Origin of the sequence: Pseudoduganella ginsengisoli, from assembly GCF_009720865.1 — a bacterium.
Lineage (GTDB): Bacteria > Pseudomonadota > Gammaproteobacteria > Burkholderiales > Burkholderiaceae_D > Rugamonas > Rugamonas ginsengisoli.
The window spans coordinates 1-22,806 of the sequence record NZ_WNLA01000007.1; the positions used below are offsets into that span (position 1 = coordinate 1).

Here is a 22,806-nt window from a genome sequence, read left to right on the forward strand (position 1 = left end):
AGCCGTCTGCCAGCGTGCCGCGCTGCGCCGTGGCATTTACTACCGCGCTGACGGCTTTATCGACGCCAGCCTTGGCCGCCGCCAGCGATGCATCCGTGGTAATGCCTTTCAGCCAGGCGCTGGCAGCCGCCTTGGCAGTGGCCAGCGTATAGGCCGTGCTTTCCGCCGCCGTATCGAGCGCAGTGGTAAAGGCCGTGGCCGCGTCAACCTTGTTGGCCACCACGCGGCTATCGGTTGCCGATGCCGCCGCCAGGATCATGCCCACCGTCTCGTGCGCGCTGTAGCCCTGTTTCATCACCCCGGCCCAGTATTCGGCGCCGGACGGCTCCGCTTCACGGCCGAACAAGTTCAAATAGACCGCCTTGATCAGGTCGGTATTCGACTTACCTTCGTACAGTGCTTTATATTCCGGCGATTTCGCGAAATCGGCCGCGATCGACGCCACGCTGGTGCCGCTTTCCACATAGCCGGTCCAGAACGCCAGGCCGTCCGTATCGGCCGGACGGTTGAAATAGGTCACATACAGTTGCTGCAACTGTTGCGTGGTGGCGGCCATCGCCTGTGCCGTGGCGCCCACTGCGGCGCTGACAGCCTTGTCGATGCCTGCCTTCGCTTGCGCCAGCGATGCGTCGGTGGTTACGCCGTTGAGCCATGCGCTGGCCGAAGCTTTCGCTGGCGTACGCGTGTACGCAGTGCTTTCCGTTGCGGTATCGAGCGCGGCCGTAAACGCTGCCGCCGCTTCCGTCTTGTTGTCCACCACGCGCTTGTCGGTTTCTGATGCCGCCGCCAGGATCAAGCCAACCGTCGCATGGGCGCTGTAGCCCTGTTTCATCACCCCGGCCCAGTATTCGGCGCCGGACGCCTCCGCCACGCGGCCGAACAGGTTCTGGTACACCGCCTTGATCAAATCCACATTGGACTTGCCTTCATACAGCGCCTGGTATTCGGGCGACTTCGCGAAATCCGCTGCAATCGATGCCACTGTGCTGCCTTTGTCCAGCGCAGCCGTCCAGTAGGCCAAGCCTTCCTTGTCTGCTGGACGGTTGAAGTAAGTGACGTAGAGCTGTTGCAGCTGACTTTGGATGGCGGCCATGCAGAGTAATCCTGGTGATTAAAAAATGACAATAAACTGTGCATTATAACAATTTACAATTGGAAACAAACTATCCAATCGTCACCAAAAGTCATAACAGGTATGACACAGATGCAGTCCGGAACCGGTCCGCGGAGGGCAAAAAAAAACCGGAGAAGCCGAGGATCGCCCGACTTTCTCCGGTGGGAGTTATAACTTGTTTGACTGATTAGCGCGGCAAGTTCGACGAACCCATCAGGAACTCATCCACCGCGCGGGCGCATTGGCGGCCTTCGCGGATCGCCCACACCACCAGCGACTGGCCACGGCGCATGTCGCCGGCTGCGAACACTTTCGGTACCGACGTCTTGTAGCTGCTGTCGCCTTCGGTAGTGGCTTTGGCGTTGCCGCGTGCATCCTTGTCGACGCCGAACGCGTCCAGGATTTGCTGCACTGGCGACACGAAGCCCATGGCCAGGAACACGAGATCGGCTTTCATTTCAAATTCCGAATCCGGCACTTCCGTCATCTTGCCGTCTTTCCATTCCACGCGGCACGCAATCAGTTTTTCAACCTTGCCATTTTTGCCTTCCAGGCGCTTGGTCGCCACGGCCCAGTCACGTTCGCAACCTTCTTCGTGCGACGACGACGTGCGCAGCTTGGTTGGCCAGTATGGCCACACCAGCGGCTTGTTCTCTTGCTCTGGCGGCATTGGCATCAATTCGAACTGCGTTACCGAGGCTGCGCCGTGGCGGTTCGAGGTGCCCACGCAGTCGGAACCCGTGTCGCCGCCGCCAATCACGACCACGTGCTTGCCGTTGGCCTTGATCTGGTCTTTGACTTTATCGCCTGCGTTGACTTTATTTTGCTGCGGCAGGAAGTCCATGGCGAAGTGCACGCCCTTCAAGTCGCGGCCTGGCACTGGCAAATCGCGCGGCTGTTCCGCACCGCCGGCCAGCACCACGGCGTCGAATTCCTTGTCCAGGTCTTCCGGGAAGATGGTTTCCTTGGCCCAGTTGTTGACGTTGGCCGGGAAATCTTTGCCGATCAGCACGTTGGTACGGAATTTCACGCCTTCCGCTTCCATCTGTTCCACGCGGCGGTCGATGTGCGACTTTTCCATCTTGAAGTCAGGGATGCCGTAGCGCAGCAGGCCGCCGACGCGGTCGGCTTTTTCGAACACGGTCACATCGTGGCCGGCGCGGGCCAGCTGCTGGGCGGCAGCCAAACCTGCAGGACCGGAGCCAACCACGGCAACTTTCTTGCCGGTTTTAACGCTTGCCGGCTGCGGCACAACCCAGCCGTGTTCCCAGCCTTCGTCGATGATCTTGTGTTCGATCGACTTGATGCCGACCGGATCTTCGCTGATGCCCAAGGTGCAGGCGGCTTCGCACGGCGCCGGGCAAATGCGGCCCGTGAACTCCGGGAAGTTGTTGGTCGAATGCAGCACGTCCAGTGCTTCGCGGTAATTGCCGCGGTACACCAGGTCATTCCAGTCAGGGATGATGTTGTTGACCGGGCAGCCATTGTTGCAGAACGGGATGCCGCAATCCATGCAGCGCGCGCCCTGGATCTTGGCCTGGTCATTCGTCAGGTGCAGGACGAATTCCTTGTAGTTCTTGAGGCGTGCCTCGGGAGCCAGGTAGCTTTCGTCCTGGCGCTTGAATTCCATAAAGCCGGTGATTTTACCCACGATTCAATTCCTTATTCTCATCAGTTTGCGTCCCCCGGCGGCGGCGCGTAGCCGCTCAGGCCGGGGATCTGCATCACATCAGGCAGCGATAGCCTGGGTTTCCATTTCGAGGGCCTTGTCTTCCGCCATCTCGATCAGCGCGCGCTTGTACTCGTTCGGGAACACTTTCACGAACTTGCTGCGGCCTTCAGCCCAGTTATCGAGCAGGAAGCGCGCACGGGTGGAGCCCGTATGCTTGAAGTGGCGCTCGATCAGGCGCTTCAGGATGACCTCGTCGGCCTCCGGCTCGCCGTCACGGTGCTGGCTGTGCCACGTGTTCTGGTCGACTTTCTGCTCGGCGGCAGGCAACACCGATTCCAGCGACACCATGGACAGGTTGCACTTCTGTGCGAAATCGCCGTCCGGGTCGTACACGTAAGCGATACCGCCCGACATACCCGCTGCGAAGTTGCGGCCGGTGGCGCCCAGCACGACCACGGTACCGCCGGTCATGTATTCGCAACCGTGGTCGCCCACGCCTTCAACAATCGCGGTGGCGCCCGAGTTACGCACAGCGAAACGTTCGCCTGCCACGCCGTTGAAGAACGCTTCGCCGGCAATCGCGCCGTACAGCACGGTGTTACCGATGATGATGTTGTTCACTGCCCAGCCACGGAATTCCGTGTTCGGACGCACGATGATGCGGCCGCCCGACAAGCCTTTACCCACATAGTCGTTACCCTCGCCCACCAGGTCCAGCGTGATGCCATGTGCCAGGAACGCGGCGGCGGACTGGCCGGCCGTGCCTTGCAGCTGGATGTGGATGGTGTCGTCCGGCAGGCCGGCGTGACCATAACGCTTCGCCACTTCGCCGGACAGCATGGTGCCGACCGTGCGGTTGACGTTCTTCACTGGCGAGATGAACGACACGCGCTCGCCTTTTTCCAGTGCGGCTTTGGCCTGGGCGATCAGCTTGTGGTCCAGTGCCTTGTCCAGGCCGTGGTCCTGGTCTTCCACGTGGTACACCTGCTGGCCTTCCGCCAGTTTTGGCTGGTAGAAGATGTTGGAGAAGTCCAAGCCTTGCGCTTTCCAGTGTGCGATGGCTTTCGACTTGTCCAGCAGGTCGGAGCGGCCGATCAATTCGTCGAACGTGCGGATGCCCAGTTGCGCCATCAGCTGGCGGGCTTCTTCCGCAACGAAGAAGAAGTAGTTGACCACGTGTTCCGGCTTGCCCTGGAACTTGGCGCGCAGCACCGGATCCTGGGTGGCAACGCCAACCGGGCACGTATTCAAGTGGCACTTGCGCATCATGATGCAGCCTTCCACCACCAGCGGTGCGGTGGCGAAGCCGATTTCGTCGGCGCCCAGCAGCGCGGCAATCACCACGTCGCGGCCGGTACGCATCTGGCCGTCAGCCTGCACACGGATACGGGAGCGCAAGCCATTCAATACCAGCGTCTGCTGCGTTTCCGCCAGGCCCAGTTCCCATGGGGTACCAGCGTGTTTCACGGACGACAGCGGCGATGCGCCGGTACCGCCGTCATGGCCTGCCACCACCACGTGGTCGGCTTTGGCCTTGGAAACGCCGGCTGCCACGGTACCGATACCTACTTCCGACACCAGCTTGACGGAGATCGACGCGGAAGGATTCACGTTTTTCAAGTCGTGAATCAGCTGCGCCAAGTCTTCAATCGAATAGATATCGTGGTGCGGTGGCGGCGAAATCAGGCCCACGCCTGGTACCGAGAAGCGCAGCTGCGCAATGTACTCGGACACTTTATGGCCTGGCAGCTGGCCGCCTTCGCCTGGCTTCGCGCCCTGCGCCATCTTGATCTGGATCTGGTCAGCGGAGCTCAGGTATTCGGCAGTCACACCGAAGCGGCCCGACGCTACCTGCTTGATGCGCGAACGCAGCGAGTCGCCTTCTTGCAGCGGGATGTCCACCACCATCTTGTCCGAACCCAGCACGGTGGCCATGGTGTCGCCCTGCTTGATTGGAATGCCCTTCAATTCCATCTTGTAGCGCGCCGGATCTTCACCGCCTTCACCCGTGTTCGACTTGCCGCCGATACGGTTCATGGCAACGGCCAAGGTGGCGTGCGCCTCGGTCGAGATCGAGCCCAGCGACATGGCGCCGGTAGCGAAACGCTTGACGATCTCTTTCGCCGGTTCCACCTGGTCCAGCGCGATGGCCTTGCTTGGATCGATCTTGAATTCGAACAGGCCGCGCAACGTCAGGTGGCGCTTGGTCTGGTCGTTGATGATCTGCGCATACTCTTTATAGGTCGAGTAATTGTTGGCGCGGGTCGAGTGCTGCAGCTTGGCGATCGCGTCCGGCGTCCACAGGTGGTCTTCGCCACGGATACGGAACGCGTATTCACCGCCGGCGTCCAGCGCATTTTTCAGCACAGGGTCGTTGCCGAACGCCAGGTTGTGCAGGCGCAGCGCTTCTTCGGCCACTTCGAACACGCCGATGCCTTCGACGTTCGATGGCGTGCCACGGAAGTACTTGTCCACCAGCGACTTGTTCAAGCCGATGGCTTCGAAGATTTGCGCGCCGCAGTACGACATGTAGGTCGAGATACCCATCTTCGACATCACCTTCATCAAGCCCTTGCCGATGGCTTTGGTGAAGTTGTAGATCGCTTGTTCGCCCGTCAAATCGCCTTGCAGGGTCGGCGCGATTTCCATCAGGGTTTCCATCGCCAGGTACGGGTGCACGGCTTCCGCGCCGTAGCCCGCCAGCAGGGCAAAGTGGTGGGTTTCGCGGGCCGAGCCGGTTTCCACCACCAGGCCGGTCGAAGCGCGCAAGCCCTTCGACACCAGGTGCTGGTGGATGGTCGACGTGGCCAGCAGCGCAGGAATCGCCACGCGGTCGGCGCTGATGGAACGGTCGGACACGATCAGGATGTTGTGGCCGGATTTCACCGCGTCCACGGCTTCCGCGCACAGCGAGGCCAGGCATGCTTCCACGCCTTCGTTGCCCCATGCCAGCGGGTAGCAAATGTTCAATTCATACGACTTGAACTTGTTGCCCGTGTGTTGCGCGATATTGCGCAGGCGCGCCATGTCGTCGAAGCCCAGCACCGGCTGCGCCACTTCGAGACGCATCGGCGGGTTCACGTTGTTGGTGTCCAGAAGGTTCGGTTTCGGACCGATGAACGACACCAGCGACATCACCATGGCTTCGCGGATCGGGTCGATCGGCGGGTTGGTCACCTGGGCGAACAATTGCTTGAAGTAGTTGTACAGCGGCTTCAGCTTGTTCGACATGATCGCCAGCGGCGAGTCGTTACCCATCGAGCCGGTGGCTTCTTCGCCGGCCACTGCCATTGGCGCCAGCAGGAAGCGGATGTCTTCTTGCGTGTAGCCGAATGCCTGCTGGCGGTCCAGGATCGATGGCACGGCTTTTTCGCCTGCGGCATCGTACTTGGCGACGTTTTTCGCCAGCTGGCTTTCCGACAGCTTGATTTCGTTCAGCTTGATGCGCACGGCGTTGATCCATGCCTTGTACGGCTTGGCGTTGGCGTACGTATCTTTCAATTCCTTGTCATCGATGATGCGGCCGGCTTCCAGGTCGATCAAGAACATCTTGCCTGGCTGCAGACGCCATTTCTGGATGATCTTCGATTCAGGAATCGGCAGCACGCCGGATTCCGACGCCATCACCACCAGGTCGTCATCGGTCACGATGTAGCGGGCAGGACGCAAGCCGTTACGGTCGAGGGTGCCGCCGATATAGCGGCCATCGGTAAAGGCCATGGCGGCCGGGCCGTCCCATGGTTCCATCATCGACGCATAGTATTCGTAGAATGCTTTGCGGTTGTCGTCCATCAGCGTGTGGTTTTCCCACGCTTCCGGAATCATCATCATCATTGCCTGTGCCAGCGGGTAGCCTGCCATCAGCAGCAGTTCCAGCGCGTTGTCGAAGCATGCGGTGTCCGACTGGCCTTCATAGATCAGCGGGAACAGCTTTTGCAGGTCGTCGCCCAGCACGGCGGATTTCATCACGCCTTCACGGGCGCGCATCCAGTTGAAGTTACCCTTAACGGTGTTGATCTCGCCGTTGTGCGCGATCAGGCGGTATGGGTGGGCCAGTGGCCACTCTGGGAAGGTATTGGTGGAGAAGCGCTGGTGCACCAGGGCCAGGGCCGAGATGCAGCGTGGATCTTGCAAGTCTTTATAGTAGACGCCCACCTGGTCCGCCAGCAGCAAACCTTTGTAGACGACGGTACGGGCCGACATCGATGGCACGAAGAATTCTTTGCCATGCAGCAACTTCAGGGCCTGGATCGCGTGGCCCGACGATTTGCGGATCACGTACAGTTTGCGCTCCAGCGCGTCGGTCACCATGATGTCGGCGCCGCGGCCGATAAAGATCTGGCGGATCACGGGTTCTTTGGCGCGCACGGTCGGCGACATCGGCATGTCATAGTCGACCGGTACGTTACGCCAGCCCAGCACGACCTGGCCTTCGATGCGCACGGCGCGCTCGATTTCCTGTTCGCATGCGATACGGGATGCGTTTTCTTTCGGCAGGAACACCATGCCGACACCGTATTCGCCTGGCGGCGGCAGTTCCACGCCTTGCTTGGCCATTTCATCGCGGTAGTACTGGTCCGGGATCTGAATCAGGATACCGGCGCCGTCGCCCATCAGCGCGTCCGCGCCAACCGCGCCCCGGTGATCGAGGTTCTTCAGGATCAGCAGACCCTGCTCCACGATCGAATGGCTTTTCTTGCCCTTGATGTGGGCGACGAAACCGACGCCGCACGCGTCATGTTCGTTGGCTGGGTCGTACAAACCTTGCGATTCCATGTTTTCTCCACTGCATTTAGATAACGAAAACTCAGAATAGAACAAGGTCAACGTAAACTCAACAAAAACAATTAGGGTCGGAGTCAAATTAAATCAACAGGAATCGCCATATTTTTTAATTAGGGACATAGTCAATAACGGCATAAAAATACCCGGCGTGTGGCCGGGCTAGCGACAAAAAATTGTCTGTTTAATCAAGGGCCTTCTTGAATGGACGCCCCCGTTTGGCGGGCAGCACCTGGCGCTGCATCCGGTTTTGCAAGTCAGTTTTGAACTTGTCCGAGCCCAGCGGCCAGCCTTTTAAAACCGACTTTTCCACTGTGAGGATCTGGTCTTTCGACAGGTCTGAGGACGCCATTTCCGCATACGTGTTTTCACGCTGGTACGGCGTGTTACCGAGCGCCCAGTACAGCGGGTGGTCTGTCACTACCGGATCCGGGTTCAGGCCCGCATGCTGGCCATAACTGGACCACTTATAGCCGGCCGGCTCGAACGCCAAGCCGGCCCGCACGGGGAGATACTCGATATACCGGCTATTGAGCAGCAAATATGACTCGGCATCGACGACGGACGTCTTGAAACGGCCCTGCCATAACGTGCCGGAACGGCCATATTTCCGGTTGTAGTACGGCACGTAGTTGCGGCCTATCCATTGCATGGCCTGCCCCAAGCCCTCTTCGTCAGCCGGCGACACCAGCATGTGCAGGCAGTCCGGCAGCAGCGCATAAGCGTGGATGGAAATCTTCCAGTTGCGGGCGGCCGTACGCAGCCAGTCCAGGAATGCCGTATAGTCGGCGTCTTCCTGGAACAGGGGGACGCCGGACAGGGCTTTTTGTATCACGTGGTGTGGTTGGAACGGGACGATGAGTCGGGGAAGCCGGGCCATGTTGTCAAATAAAGTGCTATCGGGAAGTGCGATAGTACCTCGAATCAACTACTCTGTCCCTGATTATTTTTCAAAGTTCAAAAAAATGCCCGACTCCGTCCCTTTTTAATTAAAACTTGCTATGTCGTCAATAAACGCCGGGCCAGCCGGCCGGGCGGATAGGGCTGCCCAGCGTTACCGGCTCCACTGCCGCCCCCGTTGCCAGCCAGGCTGAATGCACTGACCAGGTTGGCCAGCGCCACACTTTGTTCTTGCAGCGCATCCGCTGCAGCGGCCGCCTCTTCCACCAGCGCGGCATTTTGCTGCGTCACCTGATCCATTTGCATGATGGCCTGGTTGATTTGTTCGATGCCATCGCTTTGTTCCGCGCTGGCCTGCGTAATTTCGCCGATCAATCCTGTCACGCGCTGCACGTGGCCCACGATATCGTCCATGGTCGTGCCAGCCAGGTCCACCAGTTTCGCGCCATTTTCCACCTGGGCCACCGAATCGACGATCAGCGCCTTGATTTCCCGCGCCGCCGTGGCGCTGCGCTGTGCCAGGCCGCGCACTTCCGACGCCACCACGGCAAATCCCCGGCCCTGCTCGCCGGCACGCGCCGCTTCCACTGCGGCGTTCAATGCCAGGATATTGGTTTGGAAGGCAATGCCATCGATGACGCCGATGATGTCGGCAATTTTCTGCGCCGATGCATTGATCTGTCCCATGGTGTCGACCACTTGGCCCACCACCACGCCGCCTTGTTGCGCCACAGCCGAGGCTGACATGGCCAGCGCATGGGCCTGGCGGGAATTGTCATCATTCTGGCGCACCGTGGCTGTCAATTGCTCCATCGACGACGCCGTCTGCTGCAGCGAACTGGCTTGCCGCTCGGTCCGGCTCGATAAATCCAGGTTACCGCTGGCAATCTGGCCCGACGCCATGGCAATCGTGTCGGTGCCGCCCCGTACCTGGCCAACCAGGCTGGCCAGACTGTTATTCATGTCTTTCAACGCTTGCAGCAACTGGCCCGTTTCATCGCGGCTGGTAACAATGATCTGGCTGCCCAGGTTGCCGGATGCCACGGTTTGCGCCACCTGCACGGCCTGGTGCAGGGGCGCGGTGATCGACACAGTAATGCGCCACGCGAACCAGGCGCCCAACACCACCGCGCACACGGCTGCCCAGACCAGGAATTGCGTACCGCTCTGGTAATCTTTTTGCACTTCTTGCGCCAATACCTTGCTGATTTCAGCCTGGTGCTTGCCGATGTCTCCCAGCCGTTCCAGGTACTGGTCCAGTTTGGGCGCCAGCGCACTGTTGGCCAGCGCGCGGGCGCCGTCACGGTCCCCTTTTTGCTGGAGTGCAAACACACGGTCGCGCGTGGCGGCATAGTCCTTGCGCACATCGCTCACGCGTGCAAACAAGGCTTGCTCTTCCGGCGTCACCAGCATGGCTTCCAGTTGCTTTTGAATATCGGTGACGCGCACCCGCGTAGCCGCTGCCACTGCGGCATCGGCTTTGGCTTGAGCATCGTCAACTTGTGGATCGCGCGCCAGCGCCAGCACCCGCACGCCGACCATGCCGACCATCCGGTGCCATTCTGCTATCAAGCGTTCCTTGGCCATGGCCTCGTTGACCATGCGGCCCGTCAGATTCCCTACCGCCTGCAACTGCCAGGCGCCCGCCACTGCCATCGTTATTACCAGCAGCATCAATACGCCAAAGCCTCCGCCCAGGCGCATGCCAATTCTTAAGTCCCTGATTTTCATCCGTAAACTCCTCTGGCAAATTCGGCCATGCGCAATATGCTGCACAGCACAAGAATTCATCTTAGGAAATCATTACGGAAAGAAAATCTCCAATTGTCACAAGTGGAAATTTTTTATGTGAAGTAACTCAACCGATACCGATTGGTTATCGTTCAGGACAAATTGAAGCTGGTCGACAGGCTGTAGCCTTCGCCATACGCGCTGCGCAATGGCAAATCCTGCCCCAAACCACTGCGGGCCTTTTTTCGCAAACGGTACACCAGCATATCGACACGCCGGCCCGCATCGGGGTCGTCACCGCCAATACCGGCAACGATGACCTGGCGCGGCACCGGACGTGTATTGATCGTCAGCAAATGCAGAAAGTTGCATTCCTTTTCCGTCAGCGTGATGGCTTGCCCTTGCAATTCCAGGCGGCGGGCGGCCAGGCGCAATGTCCATTTGGCGGGCAGCGGCACGGTTTCCTGTGGGCCCACGCGACGGTCCAGCGCTTCAATGTGCGCGGCCAGTTCAGGGAACTTGATGGGTTTGGTCAGATAATGGTCGGCGCCTAAACGCAAGCCGAGAATGCGGTTATCAAATGCTACTCGGCCCGTCAGAACCAGCAAACCAATGTGCGGATATAGCTGGCGCATGCGCGGAATGACATTGAAGCCATCCTCGTCCGGCAAGCCCAGGTCGAGCACCACCACGCCAACATTGCCTTGGCTCAGTGCCGACCACATTTCGCCGGCGTTATTGGTGATGTGGACTACGTGTTCAAGCTCAGTCAGGAACTCCGCCATTTCTTCGGCATAGTCCAGATTGTCTTCCACGATCAATATCTGCGTCATGTATGAAGCGCCATTTAATTGGATGTAAGCATGCGCCTACATGGTGAGAATTATCACCGGTTGGTGCTGCATGGCGCAAGGCTTTTCCCGGCTCAAGCTGCGATTGGAAGCCAAATCCTAAATTTCTTGCCGCTTTCAGAAAAATTCTCGACCGTCAGCGTCCCGCCATGTACTTCCACCACTGCACGCGCCATATATAAGCCGAGGCCGGAACCAGCAATACCAACGGCATTAGGGCCCCGGTAGCCTTTTTCAAACAGCTTATCGATCTCATCAGGGGGGATACCATTACCCTGGTCCGATACCGCGAATTCAATGCCACCCTCTGTTGCTTTTTTGCCGATCAGTGTTATGGCCACGTCATCGCGTGTGTACTTAATGGCATTGTCGAGCAAGATCTCCAGGCACAGGCGCATGCCGGCCGGGTCGCAGCGCAGCCATTGCGGCATGCCTTCCACTTCCACACGCACATTGGCGCGGCGTGTGCGGGCCTGCTCTGCCGCGGTTTCCAGCAGCGCCAGCGGTGAAATCTCGTTGGGTTGGCGCTTGCGGCCTATCGACGCCAGCCGTTCCGGCGACAGGTATTCGTCCAGCATGGCCAACAGCCGGTCAACTGCTGTCTGGATTTTTGTATAACGTTTGCGCGTTGCCTCGTCGTGGTGGGCGCCCGTCATTTCCAGGCGCTGGATGGCGCCATCGATGGTGGACAGCGGCGTGCGGAATTCATGCGACAGCATCGACGCGAATTTCTTTTGCTGTTGCTGCCATTCGTGCCGCTCGCTGGCATCGCGGACCGTGCCCGTCAGCGCCACGGCGCTGCCGAACTCATTCAATACCAGCACGGATTCCACGTCGACCGGGATCGTGCTGCCATCGGTCGCATGGGCCAGATCCAGTTCGCGCCGCACGCGCAATCGGCTTTGGTCGCCAGCCGCAAAGCGCTCTAGCCGCAACGGCAATTCTTTGATCAAGCCATCGGCCAGCTTTTGCGCCTGTTCCAGCGTGTAGCCGAAACGGCGGCCGGCAGCAGGGCTCAGGTACAGCAGCTTGCCGCTGTCGCATTCAAGCATAAAATGCACGTCGCTGCTGTTGTCGAGAATTTGGCGGTACAAGGCTTCGGACATGGATCAATCCACTTAATCTACCAAAGGCGCAAAGATTTGCTGCAAGTCTTCCTGCGTCAACGTCATCTTTTGCGATTCGCCTTCCGCCAGCACCGATTGCGCCAGGTCGGATTTTTTCTGCTGCAAGACCTGGATCTTTTCTTCCAGCGTGCCCTTGGCAATCAACTTGTAGACAAATACCGGCTTGTCCTGGCCGATACGCCAGGCGCGGTCCGTAGCCTGGTTTTCCGCTGCCGGGTTCCACCACGGGTCGTAGTGAATCACGGTATCGGCGGCCGTCAAGTTCAAGCCCACGCCGCCGGCCTTCAGCGAAATCAGGAAGATCGGCACAGCGCCTTGCTGGAACGCCGCCACTTGCGCGCTGCGGTCCTTGGTTTCGCCGGTCAGGATCGCGTACGGAATGTCACGCGCATCCAGTTCTTCTTCAATCAATTCCAGCATCGACGTGAATTGCGAGAACACGAGGATTTTACGTTTCTCTTCCAGCAAATCCTCCACCATCTGCATCAAATCCTGCAGCTTGGCGGAACCGGCTGCCTGTTTTTTCGACGGCAGCGTTTTCACGAGACGCGGGTCGCAGCATACCTGGCGCAGTTTCAGCAACGCTTCCAGGATCACGATCTGGCTGCGCGCCACGCCTTTACGGTCGATTTCTTCGCGCACCTTCTGGTCCATGGCCAGCCGCACGGTTTCATACAAGTCGCGCTGGGCGCCCGTCAACTCCACCTTGCGCACCATTTCTGTTTTTGGCGGAAGTTCCTTGGCCACGCTGTCCTTGGTACGGCGCAGCAGGAACGGCTTGATGCGGCGGTTCAGCAGCGCGCGGCGCAGCGGATCGTCTTGCCGTTCGATCGGATGCCGGAATTGCGAGTTGAAAGTTTTCTCGTCGCCCAGCAAGCCTGGCAACAGGAAGTGGAATTGCGACCACAATTCCCCCAGGTGGTTTTCCAGCGGCGTGCCGGACAGGCATAAACGGTGGCGCGACTTCAGCAAGCTCGCGCTTTGCGCCGCCTTCGAGCGGGTGTTCTTGATGTAATGCGACTCATCAAGGATCACCAGGTGGAATTCATGTTCGTGCAGTTTTTCTTCATCGCGCGGCAGCAGCGCGTACGTCGTCAGCACCAGGTCCGCCTGCGGAATCTGGTCAAACAATTGTGCGCGGTCTTTGCCTTGCAACAGCAGCACGCGCAAGTCCGGCGCGAAGCGCGCTGCTTCATCTTGCCAGTTGCCCATCAAGCTCGTAGGGGCAATCACCAGCACCGGATGCGTGAGGCGGCCTGCCTCTTTTTCCACCAGGATGTGCGCCAGCGTTTGCACGGTTTTACCCAAGCCCATGTCATCGGCCAGGATGCCGGCTAAACCATATTCGCGCAGGAATTGCATCCATGCGAGGCCGTCGGCCTGGTAATCGCGCAACGTGGCGCGCAAGCCGGCCGGCGTCGGCACGCGCTTGACGGAACTGAACTGGTTCAGGCGGCGGCCCATTTCACGCAACTCTTCGCCGCCAGTCCATTCAAAGTCCACCGTACGCGCCAATTCATCGAGGCGCGCCGCATCCAGCGTGGCCATGCGCACCGAGTGGCGGATTTTTTCGCTGAAATACAGTTCGCCCAAGGTGGCGAGAATCGGCTTCACGCGGTTCCATGGCAACGCGACACGCTCGCCATCGGACAACGTCGCCAGCATCTGGTCTTCTTCCGCATGCACGGCCAGCGCTTTCGGGCTGAAATCGTTGGGCGCATTGCGGATCATTTGCACCAGCACCGGCAACAGCGGAATGCGTTCGCCCGCCACCACAATGCCCAGCTCCAGGTCGAACCACGCGTGGCCGCCATCGGCGTCGTCTTCTTCCACTTCCGCATACCAGCCATCGACAGCCGTCACGTCATAGCGGTACTTCGATGTCTTTTCCACTTGCCAGCCATTGCTGCGCAATTCATCAATGCCATCAGCGGCAAAGCGCAGCCAGTCAGCCTGGCTAGCCAGCAGCAAGCCGCCGCGCACGGACGACAGCGGCAGCGCATTCGGCTTGCGGAAGCCCAGCGCCGTCAGCGCCGCCAGCGCATCGGCTTCAGCCTGTTCATTGCGCTGGATGACTTCAGTGACTTCGCCGCGCTGGCGCACGACGCGCTGCGACGGGTCGAACGACACGCGTTCGCCATCATAGTCATACGACAAGACCGCGTAATCGTTCCAGCGCTGGTGCGCGCCATCGGCCAGCATGGCCGAATCCAGCACAAGGATAGGTTTCGGCAACACGTCATTGCGGATGCGCTGCGGCAGCGGCTGCGGCAGCGGCATCAATTGCTGCAAGCCGTGCGCCAGCAACAGTTGCGACACGCGCAGTTTATCGTTGGCCGTCAACAGCGGCGCTTGCGCCACCAGCGCCTGCAAGTCGGCCAGCGGGATTTCCGTGCCGCCCTGGTTTAATTGCAGTACGCCGCACGACAGGTTATCGATGTACCATGGCGGATCGGTCGGCAGCATGTAGTCGACGGAATCGGCGCCATGATGGCGCGCACCTTCCGGCGCTTCCACTGCCCAGCCCAGCCGCAAGCCCTTGCCTTCTTCGCGCCATGCCAGGTTGGCCTGCCGCAGCGCGCCACCTTTCATCGGGTACACCAGCCCATTGCCCACGTCGGACCACGAATTGGCCCACAGCAGTTTGTCCTGTTCAGCCAGCATTTGCAGCAGGGCCGCACCAATCTTGCCGCGTGGTTCCGTGGCGCTGCCCGTTTGTGAATTCGGGCCGCTGCGCATGGCAACAAAGAAGCGGATCAAGTCTTCATCACCGGCTTCCAGGAAAGAAGGCGGCGCGGACAACAGGGAAAATACTTCGCTGACAGGCGTTGCGGCAGCCACGTCGCCATTCGGGCGCAAGCGTGCCTTGTACAGGCACAGCGCCACATGGCGGCCACCGCTGGTCGGCGCCAGCACATAAATTAACCGGTACTGCGTTTGCGGCTGTTTCGGGTCCGGCTCTGGTATTACTGCCAGCTTCGGCTTCGGATGCGCAGCTGCATCCACCCGCTGTAGCCACGTGGCAACCGCATAGGGCAGCTGGGTCGCTGGTGCCGATGCTGGGGCCTGGGCCGGGGTGGTTTCGCGGGTTTCGGCGCGTGTCAAATCCATAGTGCGCATAGCTTTTACGAACTCTTACTTTGGTGCTTACAGAACTGCTGTTTTATTGGGAAGTGGACGGTTCTAAAACTGCAACATGTAATATTATCCGTTTTAGGGGGATTCTGGTTTGTGTTTCTTCGAACATATCCCGTCTAAAACATGAAAGATAAGGAAAGCTGCGGTCCTGAGGTTGGCGATGGCAGCGGCATTGCGTATGATTCCGGGCTCGTCTTAGAGGAAATACGCCATGCTGCCTACCATCGAACAACGCCTTGCCAACGAATTGGCCGCCAAGCCGGCCCAGGTCACTGCCGCCGTCGCCCTGCTGGATGAAGGCGCCACCGTGCCCTTCATTGCTCGTTATCGCAAGGAAGCCACCGGCGGCCTGGATGATACGCAATTGCGCTTGCTGGAAGAGCGCTTGCGCTACCTGCGCGAACTGGAAGAGCGCCGCGCCGCCATCGTGGCGTCGATTACCGAGCAAAACAAGATGACGCCGGCATTGCTGGACGCCGTCCTGCATGCGGAAGACAAGACCCGCCTGGAAGACTTGTACCTCCCTTATAAACAAAAACGCCGCACCAAGGCGCAAATCGCCATCGAAGCAGGCTTGATGCCGCTGGCCGATGCCTTGCTGGCCGACCCCACGCTGAATCCTGACACGCACGCGCAGGCTTACTTGCGCGAAGCCTTCACCAATGCCGATGGCGTGGCCAATCCCGGCGTGCCGGATACCAAAGCCGCCCTCGACGGCGCGCGCCAAATCCTCATGGAACGCTTTGCCGAAGACGCGACCCTGCTGCAATCGTTGCGCGAATACGTGCAGGAACATGCGGTAGTTGAGTCCAAAGTCGTGGAAGGCAAGCAGGAAGAAGGCGAAAAATTCGCCGATTACTTTGATTACTCGGAAACCCTGGCCACCGTGCCATCGCACCGTGCATTGGCATTGCTGCGCGGCCGCCGTGAAGGCGTGCTGGACGTGACGTTGCGCCTGGATACGGAAGCGGAAAAACCCAAGTGGGATGCGCCGCTGAACCCGTGCGAAAGCCGCATTGCCGCCCGTTTCGGCATCAAACAGGCAGGCCGCCCTGCCGACAAATGGCTGGCCGACACGGCGCGCTGGACGTGGCGCGTCAAAAGCTTCATGCACCTGGAAACCGAATTGATGGGCGCGCTGCGTGAAAAAGCGGAAACGGATGCCATCAATGTCTTCGCTACCAATTTGAAAGCGTTGCTGCTGGCAGCCCCGGCGGGGCAGCGCGCCACCATGGGCCTGGACCCTGGCTTGCGTACCGGCGTCAAAGTCGCCGTGGTCGATTCCACCGGCAAAGTGGTTGAAACGGCAACGATTTATCCGCACCAGCCAAGAAATGACTGGGCCGGTTCGCTGCAAACGCTGGGCCGCCTGGCCGCCAAGCACAATGTGTCCCTGGTTTCCATTGGCAATGGCACGGCATCGCGCGAAACCGACAAGCTGGCGCAAGAGTTGATTAAGTTATATCCGGAGCAAAAGCTGACCAAGATTGTCGTGTCGGAAGCCGGGGCATCCGTGTATTCCGCCTCGGAATTCGCGTCGCGCGAATTGCCGGAGCTGGACGTGTCGTTGCGCGGCGCCGTATCGATTGCCCGCCGTTTGCAAGATCCGCTGGCGGAACTGGTGAAGATCGACCCGAAATCCATCGGCGTGGGGCAATACCAGCACGACGTGTCGCAAACGCAATTGGCGCGCACGCTGGATGCCGTGGTGGAAGATTGCGTGAATGCGGTTGGTGTGGATGTGAATACTGCGTCGGCGCCGCTGCTGGCGCGCGTATCCGGGCTGTCGGCCAGCGTGGCGCAGGGTATCGTGAACTTCCGCGATGCGAATGGCGCCTTCACGTCGCGCGCGGGCTTGAAGAAAGTGCCCCGTTTGGGCGACAAGACGTTTGAACAGGCGGCCGGCTTCCTGCGCATTTTGGGTGGAGAAAACCCGCTGGATGCGTCGGCAGTGCACCCGGAATCCTATCCTGTCGTAGAAAAAATCCTTTCTGATATCAAAAAGGATATTAAAGGCGTCATCGGCGAATCATCGCTGATCAAGTCGTTGAACCCGGCCAAGTATGCGGACGACAAGTTCGGCGTGCCAACGGTGACGGATATCTTGAAAGAACTGGAAAAGCCGGGCCGCGATCCGCGTCCGGAATTCACCACGGCGACGTTCAAGGAAGGCGTGGAGGAAATCAGCGACTTGCGCCCGGATATGATCCTGGAAGGCGTGGTGACCAATGTGGCCGCGTTTGGCGCGTTTGTGGATATCGGCGTGCACCAGGATGGACTTGTCCACATTTCCGCGCTGTCGAACTCGTTCGTCAAGGACCCGCATACGGTGGTGAAAGCGGGCCAGGTGGTCAAGGTCAAAGTGCTGGAAGTCGACGTCAAGCGCAAGCGCATTGCCTTGACCATGCGCCTGTCGGACAGTGCTCCACAGGCGGGGTCCCGCCCCGAGCAGCGCAGTGAGCGCAATGACCGCCGCGCCATGGGCCAGCACCAGAAGCAGCAGTCGCGCGAGCCCCAAGTGCAAGGTTCGATGGCCGCAGCCTTCGCAAAACTGCGCGGCTAAAACTTGCCAAATCACCGTGCCGGGAATTTAGATCTAGCAAAAAAGTCCCTGGCACCTTTTTTCTAATGGGCAAGTAGTAGCTGGCTTGCTGATACCCCGGGTGCCGATTTCTTATAAAATGTCGGCATCTTCATCTTTTCCCCTGAGGCAGTTATGAGCGACGTACAAACCTGGATCAAAGAAACCGTGACCAACACGCCAGTGGTCCTGTTCATGAAGGGCACCGCCCAGTTCCCGCAATGCGGCTTTTCCGGCCGTGCTATCCAGATCCTGAAAGCGTGCGGCGTTGAAAACATCGCCACCGTGAACGTGCTGGACGACCCTGAAGTGCGCCAGGGCATCAAAGAATACTCGAACTGGCCAACCATTCCACAGCTGTACGTGCGCGGCGAGTTCATCGGCGGCTCGGACATCATGTCGGAAATGTTTGAATCCGGCGAACTGAAGGCCCTGCTGGACAACAATGGCTGATAAGCCAAAGCGGCTCGTCATTGCCATCACGGGCGCCACTGGCGCCGTGTATGGCGTGCGGCTGCTGGAAGTGCTAAAGGCACTGCCGCAGAAAGTCGAATCGCACCTGGTGATTTCCGACGCGGCAGTGCTGACCCTGCATCAAGAGACCGGTTTGCAGCGCAAGCAAGTGGAAGCGCTGGCCGACGTCGTGCACAAGCAAAACAATATCGGCGCAGCCATTGCCAGCGGCTCGTTCCAGTGTGACGGGATGGTGATTGCGCCGTGCTCGATGAAAACCCTGGCGGCCGTGGCGCACGGCTTGTCCGACAACTTGATTGCCCGCGCAGCGGACGTCATGCTCAAAGAGCGCCGCCGGCTGGTATTGATGGTGCGCGAAACACCATTTAACCTGGCGCATTTGCGCAATATGACCGCCGTGACGGAAATGGGCGGCATTATTTTCCCGCCCTTACCCAGCTTTTATCATCAGCCGCAATCGATCGCCGAGATGGTCGATCACACAGTGGCGCGCGTACTTGACCTATTCGCGGTTGAACACGAACTGGCGCCCCGCTGGGCAGGAATGTAAAACCGGTATAACTGGATACGGCAGGGGTCAATTACCGAAACGGGTATCGGCCCGCTTCAATTCCCGCATTTCTTCCAGCATCCGGCGCTGTTCATTTCTTTTGCGCAGGACTTCAGCATGGCGCGTCGCAGACATAGGCGGCGCAGTCATCAAATCTTTCAATTGCGCAGAATTGCTGTAATTGTTTCGAATCGGACGGCTCAATGCAGACTCCTTGAAAATCACATGCATGGGTATTGTGCCTGATTTTCGTGTCGAATTGATGACGATTTATTACAAGACAGCACGCGGCGGCGTTTGGGACGCGGCGGCGGGACAGTTCCGCCGCCGGAATGGCGGTTACTTCTGATAATTTACCCGCACCAGCATGCGGATAAATTCTCGGGCGATCTGGCGGTGATGTTCATCTAATCGCTGTAAATCAGCAATGAGTTTCACATCAGCCGACTCGAAACGGGACAGGCTGCTGCCATTTTGCTCCGTCGGGGCCACCGATTCCGGCCCGCCAAAGCGTAACCAGTCGGCAGGCACGCCTAACCATTGCGCAATCATGCGCAATTTTTCCTGCGTAGGAATAGCTTCGCCCACCAGCCATTTGCGGGCCGCATGCACAGTAATCGGCCGGCCGTCGAAACGGATATTAAATTCCCTGGCCAGGCGGGTGGGGCTATCGGGTGAATAATGTGCGTTTTTAAGAGCCTGCTGGAGTCGCTGGCTAAAGCTTTCGCGTTCGTTGGATGAATTCATAGTTGCACTATTTCACGTCGCGGCATAATTGTCAGTCTCTCAGCGCTTGTGACAATCGAGAATTCAAAATATAACATTTGAAGGGCTCATGATCGCGCAGTGATCAAAGTCCTTTCCAAACTTTGTACCAAGCTCTGAATAATACGGAAAATTGTATTCAGCGGCGACATCGTTGGATTGAACGTTCGTTCAGCAAGATGCGTTTACGCCACTTTCTCTCCAATTGTCACATAAATGTGACACTCATGGGATTACCATGAAACGTATTATTCCGCCACCATCGGTGGCCCGTCGCACGATACCTTCACGCCACAACTTGTGAAGATGGGCCAGCGCCTCGCCGAGCGCAAAGCTTAGTTGATGGGCATCAAGAGGACGGCGGAACATAATCGGAACGATCTCTGCCGCAGTCCGCCACTGTCCCGTGCACGCCGCCACCACTTCCGCCAGCCGGGCATCGTGGTGGTCGCGCAATTGCTGGATACGGGTATGCAAGCCACGGAACGGTTTACCATGCGATGGCAAGACCAGCACGTCATCCGGTAAATCCGCATATCTGGACAATGAATCCAGATATAAAGCCAGCGGATTGGCTTCCGGCTCCACGGCAAATACCGAGACATTGGTGGAAATTCGCGGCAACACCATATCGCCGGATATCAACATATTTAAATCCGCACAATATAGTGAAACGTGTTCAGGGGCATGGCCAAAACCCGTAATCACACGCCACGCGTGTTGGCCGATGGTGACGGCGTCGCCATCTTGCATACGCGTGTAGGCGGCCGGAACGGCCGGCACCAGCGACGGATAGTAATTGCGGCGGCTGCCCATCTTTTCCAGCATGTCCGGGTCAGACAAGCCATGGCGCTCGAAATGCGGCAAGGCCGACGTGCCATCCACGCCGGGCAGCGCGGCCGCCATCATGCGGGCAAAGCCGAAATCGGCAGCCGACATCCACAGCGGCGCGCGCCAGCGGCGGCACAGCCAGTCCGACAAGCCCACGTGGTCAGGATGGCAATGGGTGACCAGCACGCGCTGCAGCGGCTTGCCCTGCAAGCCCTGCGCAAACACTTGTTCCCAGCCGGCCTTGGTGGCGTCAGTCGATGCGCCGCAATCGACGACACTCCAGCCAGCCTCTTCCTTCTCGCCAAAGCGGTCTTCCAGCAGCCACAGGTTGATGTGGTCCAGTGCGAATGGCAGTGGCATGCGCAGCCAGGCCAGGCCGGGCGCTAGCTGGTGCACTTCGCCGGTAGCGGGAATGGTGTCGCCAAACGGATAGTGCAATTGGGATTCAAGATGGTTCATGGTTCACTTTCCAGGCAAGCGCGCTACAATGTGGTTGACGTTACGTAAACGGAAGATAGCCAAGCACAAGCTTGTCATTATGCCCGTTAATCCGCGTCTCACCACAGAAACTGCCACCGACATGCCGACTTATACCATTACTGAATTGGCCCGTGAATTTGACGTCACGGCGCGCGCCATCCGCTTTTATGAAGACCAGGGCTTGCTGAGCCCTTCTCGCGAGGGCGCAGGCGGCCGCAACCGCGTGTATACGCCGCGCGACCGCACCCGCCTGAAGCTGACCTTGCGCGGCAAGCGCCTGGGCCTGTCGCTGTCTGAAATCAAGAGCCTGGTCGACATGTATGAGTCGCCCAAAGACACCGCCGCCCAGATGAACCGCTTCCTGGGCGTACTGAACCAGCACCGCGAAACCTTGGAACAGCAGCGTGAAGACATTGAAATGACTTTGGCGGAAATCACCGCCCATGAAGATGAGTGCAAGCGCTTACTCGCAGGATTGGCTGAAAAGCAATCCACTGCCGGTTGAAAACACGCCCTACTTGACGTTTACGTTAACGTCACTTGAGCGTATCATGATCGCTTCATTACCCCTTACAACAACGAGGACGACATGCTCCACCTTCCAGGCCTGACCTTTGACCACGGCGAAGACATCGCCGCCCTGCGCGAAGCCGTACAACAGTTTGCCGCTGCGGAAATCGCGCCGCGCGCTGCGGAAATCGACCGCACTGACCAGTTCCCAATGGACCTGTGGCGCAAGATGGGCGAGCTGGGCTTGCTGGGCATTACCGTGCCGGAAGAATACGGTGGCGCCAACATGGGTTACCTGGCGCATATCGTGGCCATGGAAGAAATCTCGCGCGCATCCGCGTCCGTCGGCCTGTCGTATGGCGCGCATTCGAACCTGTGCGTCAACCAGATCAAGCGCAACGGTACCGAAGAGCAAAAGAAGAAATACTTGCCGAAGCTCATTTCCGGTGAACACGTGGGTGCACTGGCCATGTCTGAGCCGAACGCCGGTTCCGACGTCGTCAGCATGAAGCTGCGCGCCGACTTCAAAGGCGACCGCTGGGTGCTGAACGGCACCAAAATGTGGATCACCAATGGTCCTGACGCGGACGTGCTGGTGGTGTACGCGAAAAACGACCTGGAAGCGGGCCCGCGCGGCATGACGGCCTTCCTGATTGAAAAAGGGTTCAAAGGCTTCTCCATTGCGCAAAAACTGGACAAGCTGGGCATGCGCGGTTCGCACACGGGCGAACTGGTCTTCGAAGATTGCGAAGTCCCTGCAGAAAACGTGCTGGGCGGCCTGGGCAAAGGCGTCAACGTGCTGATGTCCGGCCTGGACTTCGAGCGCACCGTGCTGTCCGGCGGCCCGCTGGGCATCATGCAGGCGTGCATGGACGTCGTCGTGCCCTACATCCACGACCGCAAGCAATTCGGCCAGCCGATCGGCGAATTCCAGCTCATGCAGGGCAAGATCGCTGACATGTACTCGACCATGATGGCGTGCAAAGCGTACGTCTACGCTGTAGGCCAGGCTTGTGACCGCGCCACCACGCCGGAAGCTGTACGCCAGCTGCGTAAAGATGCCGCCGGTGCAATTCTGTATAGTGCTGAGAAAGCGACGTGGATGGCCGGCGAGGCGATCCAGACGTTGGGCGGCAACGGCTACATCAACGAGTATCCGGTCGGCCGCCTGTGGCGCGACGCCAAGCTGTATGAAATCGGCGCCGGCACCAGCGAAATCCGCCGCATGCTGATCGGCCGCGAACTGTTCGCGGAAACCAAGTAAGCATCGCTTCGGGGATGCGGCGGCCGGCATGTAAAC

Annotated in this window: 16 protein-coding genes; 5 read left to right on the forward strand and 11 right to left on the reverse strand. The window is 59.1% G+C overall.

From position 1 onward, the window contains the following. The 8 genes from GM668_RS12560 to GM668_RS12595 form a co-directional block, all read right to left on the reverse strand. Positions 1-1,093, reverse strand: a 1,093-nt coding sequence (locus GM668_RS12560) for a DUF4214 domain-containing protein (protein ID WP_155439314.1), incomplete at its 3' end; no start/stop codon positions are given. Between the two features lie 208 nt (positions 1,094-1,301). Further along, on the reverse strand, positions 1,302-2,765 hold the full coding sequence (locus GM668_RS12565; protein ID WP_170305618.1) for a glutamate synthase subunit beta: 1,464 nt from the start codon (positions 2,763-2,765) through the stop codon (positions 1,302-1,304). A 78-nt stretch (positions 2,766-2,843) separates the two neighbouring features. Then, a complete protein-coding gene (locus GM668_RS12570; RefSeq protein WP_155439315.1) occupies positions 2,844-7,562 on the reverse strand; it encodes a glutamate synthase-related protein in 4,719 nt (1,572 codons plus the stop codon). 190 nt (positions 7,563-7,752) lie between these two features. Then, the gene (locus tag GM668_RS12575; RefSeq protein WP_371868690.1) at positions 7,753-8,403 is read right to left on the reverse strand and encodes a transposase; all 651 of its coding nucleotides are present in this window, start codon (positions 8,401-8,403) and stop codon (positions 7,753-7,755) included. A 164-nt stretch (positions 8,404-8,567) separates the two neighbouring features. Continuing rightward, the gene (locus GM668_RS12580; protein ID WP_155439317.1) at positions 8,568-10,199 is read right to left on the reverse strand and encodes a methyl-accepting chemotaxis protein; all 1,632 of its coding nucleotides are present in this window, start codon (positions 10,197-10,199) and stop codon (positions 8,568-8,570) included. A 152-nt stretch (positions 10,200-10,351) separates the two neighbouring features. Further along, positions 10,352-11,032 (reverse strand): response regulator transcription factor, encoded by a 681-nt coding sequence (locus GM668_RS12585; RefSeq protein ID WP_154371423.1) that lies wholly within the window; start codon positions 11,030-11,032, stop codon positions 10,352-10,354. A gap of 92 nt (positions 11,033-11,124) precedes the next feature. Continuing rightward, positions 11,125-12,156 (reverse strand): PAS domain-containing sensor histidine kinase, encoded by a 1,032-nt coding sequence (locus GM668_RS12590; RefSeq protein ID WP_155439318.1) that lies wholly within the window; start codon positions 12,154-12,156, stop codon positions 11,125-11,127. Between the two features lie 12 nt (positions 12,157-12,168). Then, entirely contained in the window at positions 12,169-15,288 is a 3,120-nt protein-coding gene (locus GM668_RS12595) for a DEAD/DEAH box helicase (RefSeq protein ID WP_155439319.1), read from the reverse strand. Positions 15,289-15,526: 238 nt separating this feature from the next. On the opposite strand from GM668_RS12595, the gene GM668_RS12600 reads away from it, so the two are divergent. From GM668_RS12600 to GM668_RS12610, 3 genes are all read left to right on the forward strand, one after another. Next, positions 15,527-17,878 (forward strand): Tex family protein, encoded by a 2,352-nt coding sequence (locus GM668_RS12600; RefSeq protein ID WP_155439320.1) that lies wholly within the window; start codon positions 15,527-15,529, stop codon positions 17,876-17,878. A gap of 153 nt (positions 17,879-18,031) precedes the next feature. After that, positions 18,032-18,349: a Grx4 family monothiol glutaredoxin gene (grxD, locus tag GM668_RS12605; protein WP_154371419.1), complete on the forward strand. Its 318-nt coding sequence runs from the start codon at positions 18,032-18,034 to the stop codon at positions 18,347-18,349. After that, positions 18,342-18,920 carry a UbiX family flavin prenyltransferase gene (locus GM668_RS12610; RefSeq protein WP_155439321.1) on the forward strand — a complete coding sequence of 193 codons (579 nt, stop codon included), beginning with the start codon at positions 18,342-18,344 and terminating at the stop codon, positions 18,918-18,920. Before grxD ends, GM668_RS12610 begins: the two co-directional genes overlap by 8 nt. A gap of 27 nt (positions 18,921-18,947) precedes the next feature. Here the strand turns inward: GM668_RS12610 and GM668_RS12615 are convergent, their stop codons facing one another. The 3 genes from GM668_RS12615 to GM668_RS12625 form a co-directional block, all read right to left on the reverse strand. Next, entirely contained in the window at positions 18,948-19,151 is a 204-nt protein-coding gene (locus GM668_RS12615) for a hypothetical protein (RefSeq protein ID WP_155439322.1), read from the reverse strand. A 108-nt stretch (positions 19,152-19,259) separates the two neighbouring features. Next, positions 19,260-19,667 (reverse strand): hypothetical protein, encoded by a 408-nt coding sequence (locus tag GM668_RS12620; RefSeq protein WP_211923383.1) that lies wholly within the window; start codon positions 19,665-19,667, stop codon positions 19,260-19,262. A gap of 243 nt (positions 19,668-19,910) precedes the next feature. Next, positions 19,911-20,975, reverse strand: coding sequence for an MBL fold metallo-hydrolase (locus GM668_RS12625; protein WP_155439323.1), 1,065 nt, complete (start codon positions 20,973-20,975; stop codon positions 19,911-19,913). Positions 20,976-21,096: 121 nt separating this feature from the next. On the opposite strand from GM668_RS12625, the gene GM668_RS12630 reads away from it, so the two are divergent. Both GM668_RS12630 and GM668_RS12635 read left to right on the forward strand, forming a co-directional pair. Then, positions 21,097-21,501: a MerR family transcriptional regulator gene (locus tag GM668_RS12630; protein ID WP_155439324.1), complete on the forward strand. Its 405-nt coding sequence runs from the start codon at positions 21,097-21,099 to the stop codon at positions 21,499-21,501. An 84-nt stretch (positions 21,502-21,585) separates the two neighbouring features. Continuing rightward, positions 21,586-22,770: an isovaleryl-CoA dehydrogenase gene (locus tag GM668_RS12635; protein WP_155439325.1), complete on the forward strand. Its 1,185-nt coding sequence runs from the start codon at positions 21,586-21,588 to the stop codon at positions 22,768-22,770. The last annotated feature ends 36 nt before the right edge of the window (positions 22,771-22,806 follow it).

Excerpts from the sequence above, each read along its gene's own strand:
- GM668_RS12635 (WP_155439325.1), top strand. The coding sequence starts at position 21,586 with ATGCTCCACCTTCCAGGCCTGACCTTTGACCACGGCGAAGACATCGCC.
- GM668_RS12630 (WP_155439324.1), top strand. The coding sequence starts at position 21,097 with ATGCCGACTTATACCATTACTGAATTGGCCCGTGAATTTGACGTCACG.
- GM668_RS12595 (WP_155439319.1), bottom strand. The coding sequence starts at position 15,288 with ATGGATTTGACACGCGCCGAAACCCGCGAAACCACCCCGGCCCAGGCC.
- GM668_RS12580 (WP_155439317.1), bottom strand. The coding sequence starts at position 10,199 with ATGAAAATCAGGGACTTAAGAATTGGCATGCGCCTGGGCGGAGGCTTT.
- GM668_RS12615 (WP_155439322.1), bottom strand. The coding sequence starts at position 19,151 with ATGCATGTGATTTTCAAGGAGTCTGCATTGAGCCGTCCGATTCGAAAC.
- GM668_RS12585 (WP_154371423.1), bottom strand. The coding sequence starts at position 11,032 with ATGACGCAGATATTGATCGTGGAAGACAATCTGGACTATGCCGAAGAA.
- grxD (WP_154371419.1), top strand. The coding sequence starts at position 18,032 with ATGAGCGACGTACAAACCTGGATCAAAGAAACCGTGACCAACACGCCA.
- GM668_RS12610 (WP_155439321.1), top strand. The coding sequence starts at position 18,342 with ATGGCTGATAAGCCAAAGCGGCTCGTCATTGCCATCACGGGCGCCACT.
- GM668_RS12600 (WP_155439320.1), top strand. The coding sequence starts at position 15,527 with ATGCTGCCTACCATCGAACAACGCCTTGCCAACGAATTGGCCGCCAAG.
- GM668_RS12590 (WP_155439318.1), bottom strand. The coding sequence starts at position 12,156 with ATGTCCGAAGCCTTGTACCGCCAAATTCTCGACAACAGCAGCGACGTG.
- GM668_RS12625 (WP_155439323.1), bottom strand. The coding sequence starts at position 20,975 with ATGAACCATCTTGAATCCCAATTGCACTATCCGTTTGGCGACACCATT.
- GM668_RS12570 (WP_155439315.1), bottom strand. The coding sequence starts at position 7,562 with ATGGAATCGCAAGGTTTGTACGACCCAGCCAACGAACATGACGCGTGC.
- GM668_RS12620 (WP_211923383.1), bottom strand. The coding sequence starts at position 19,667 with ATGAATTCATCCAACGAACGCGAAAGCTTTAGCCAGCGACTCCAGCAG.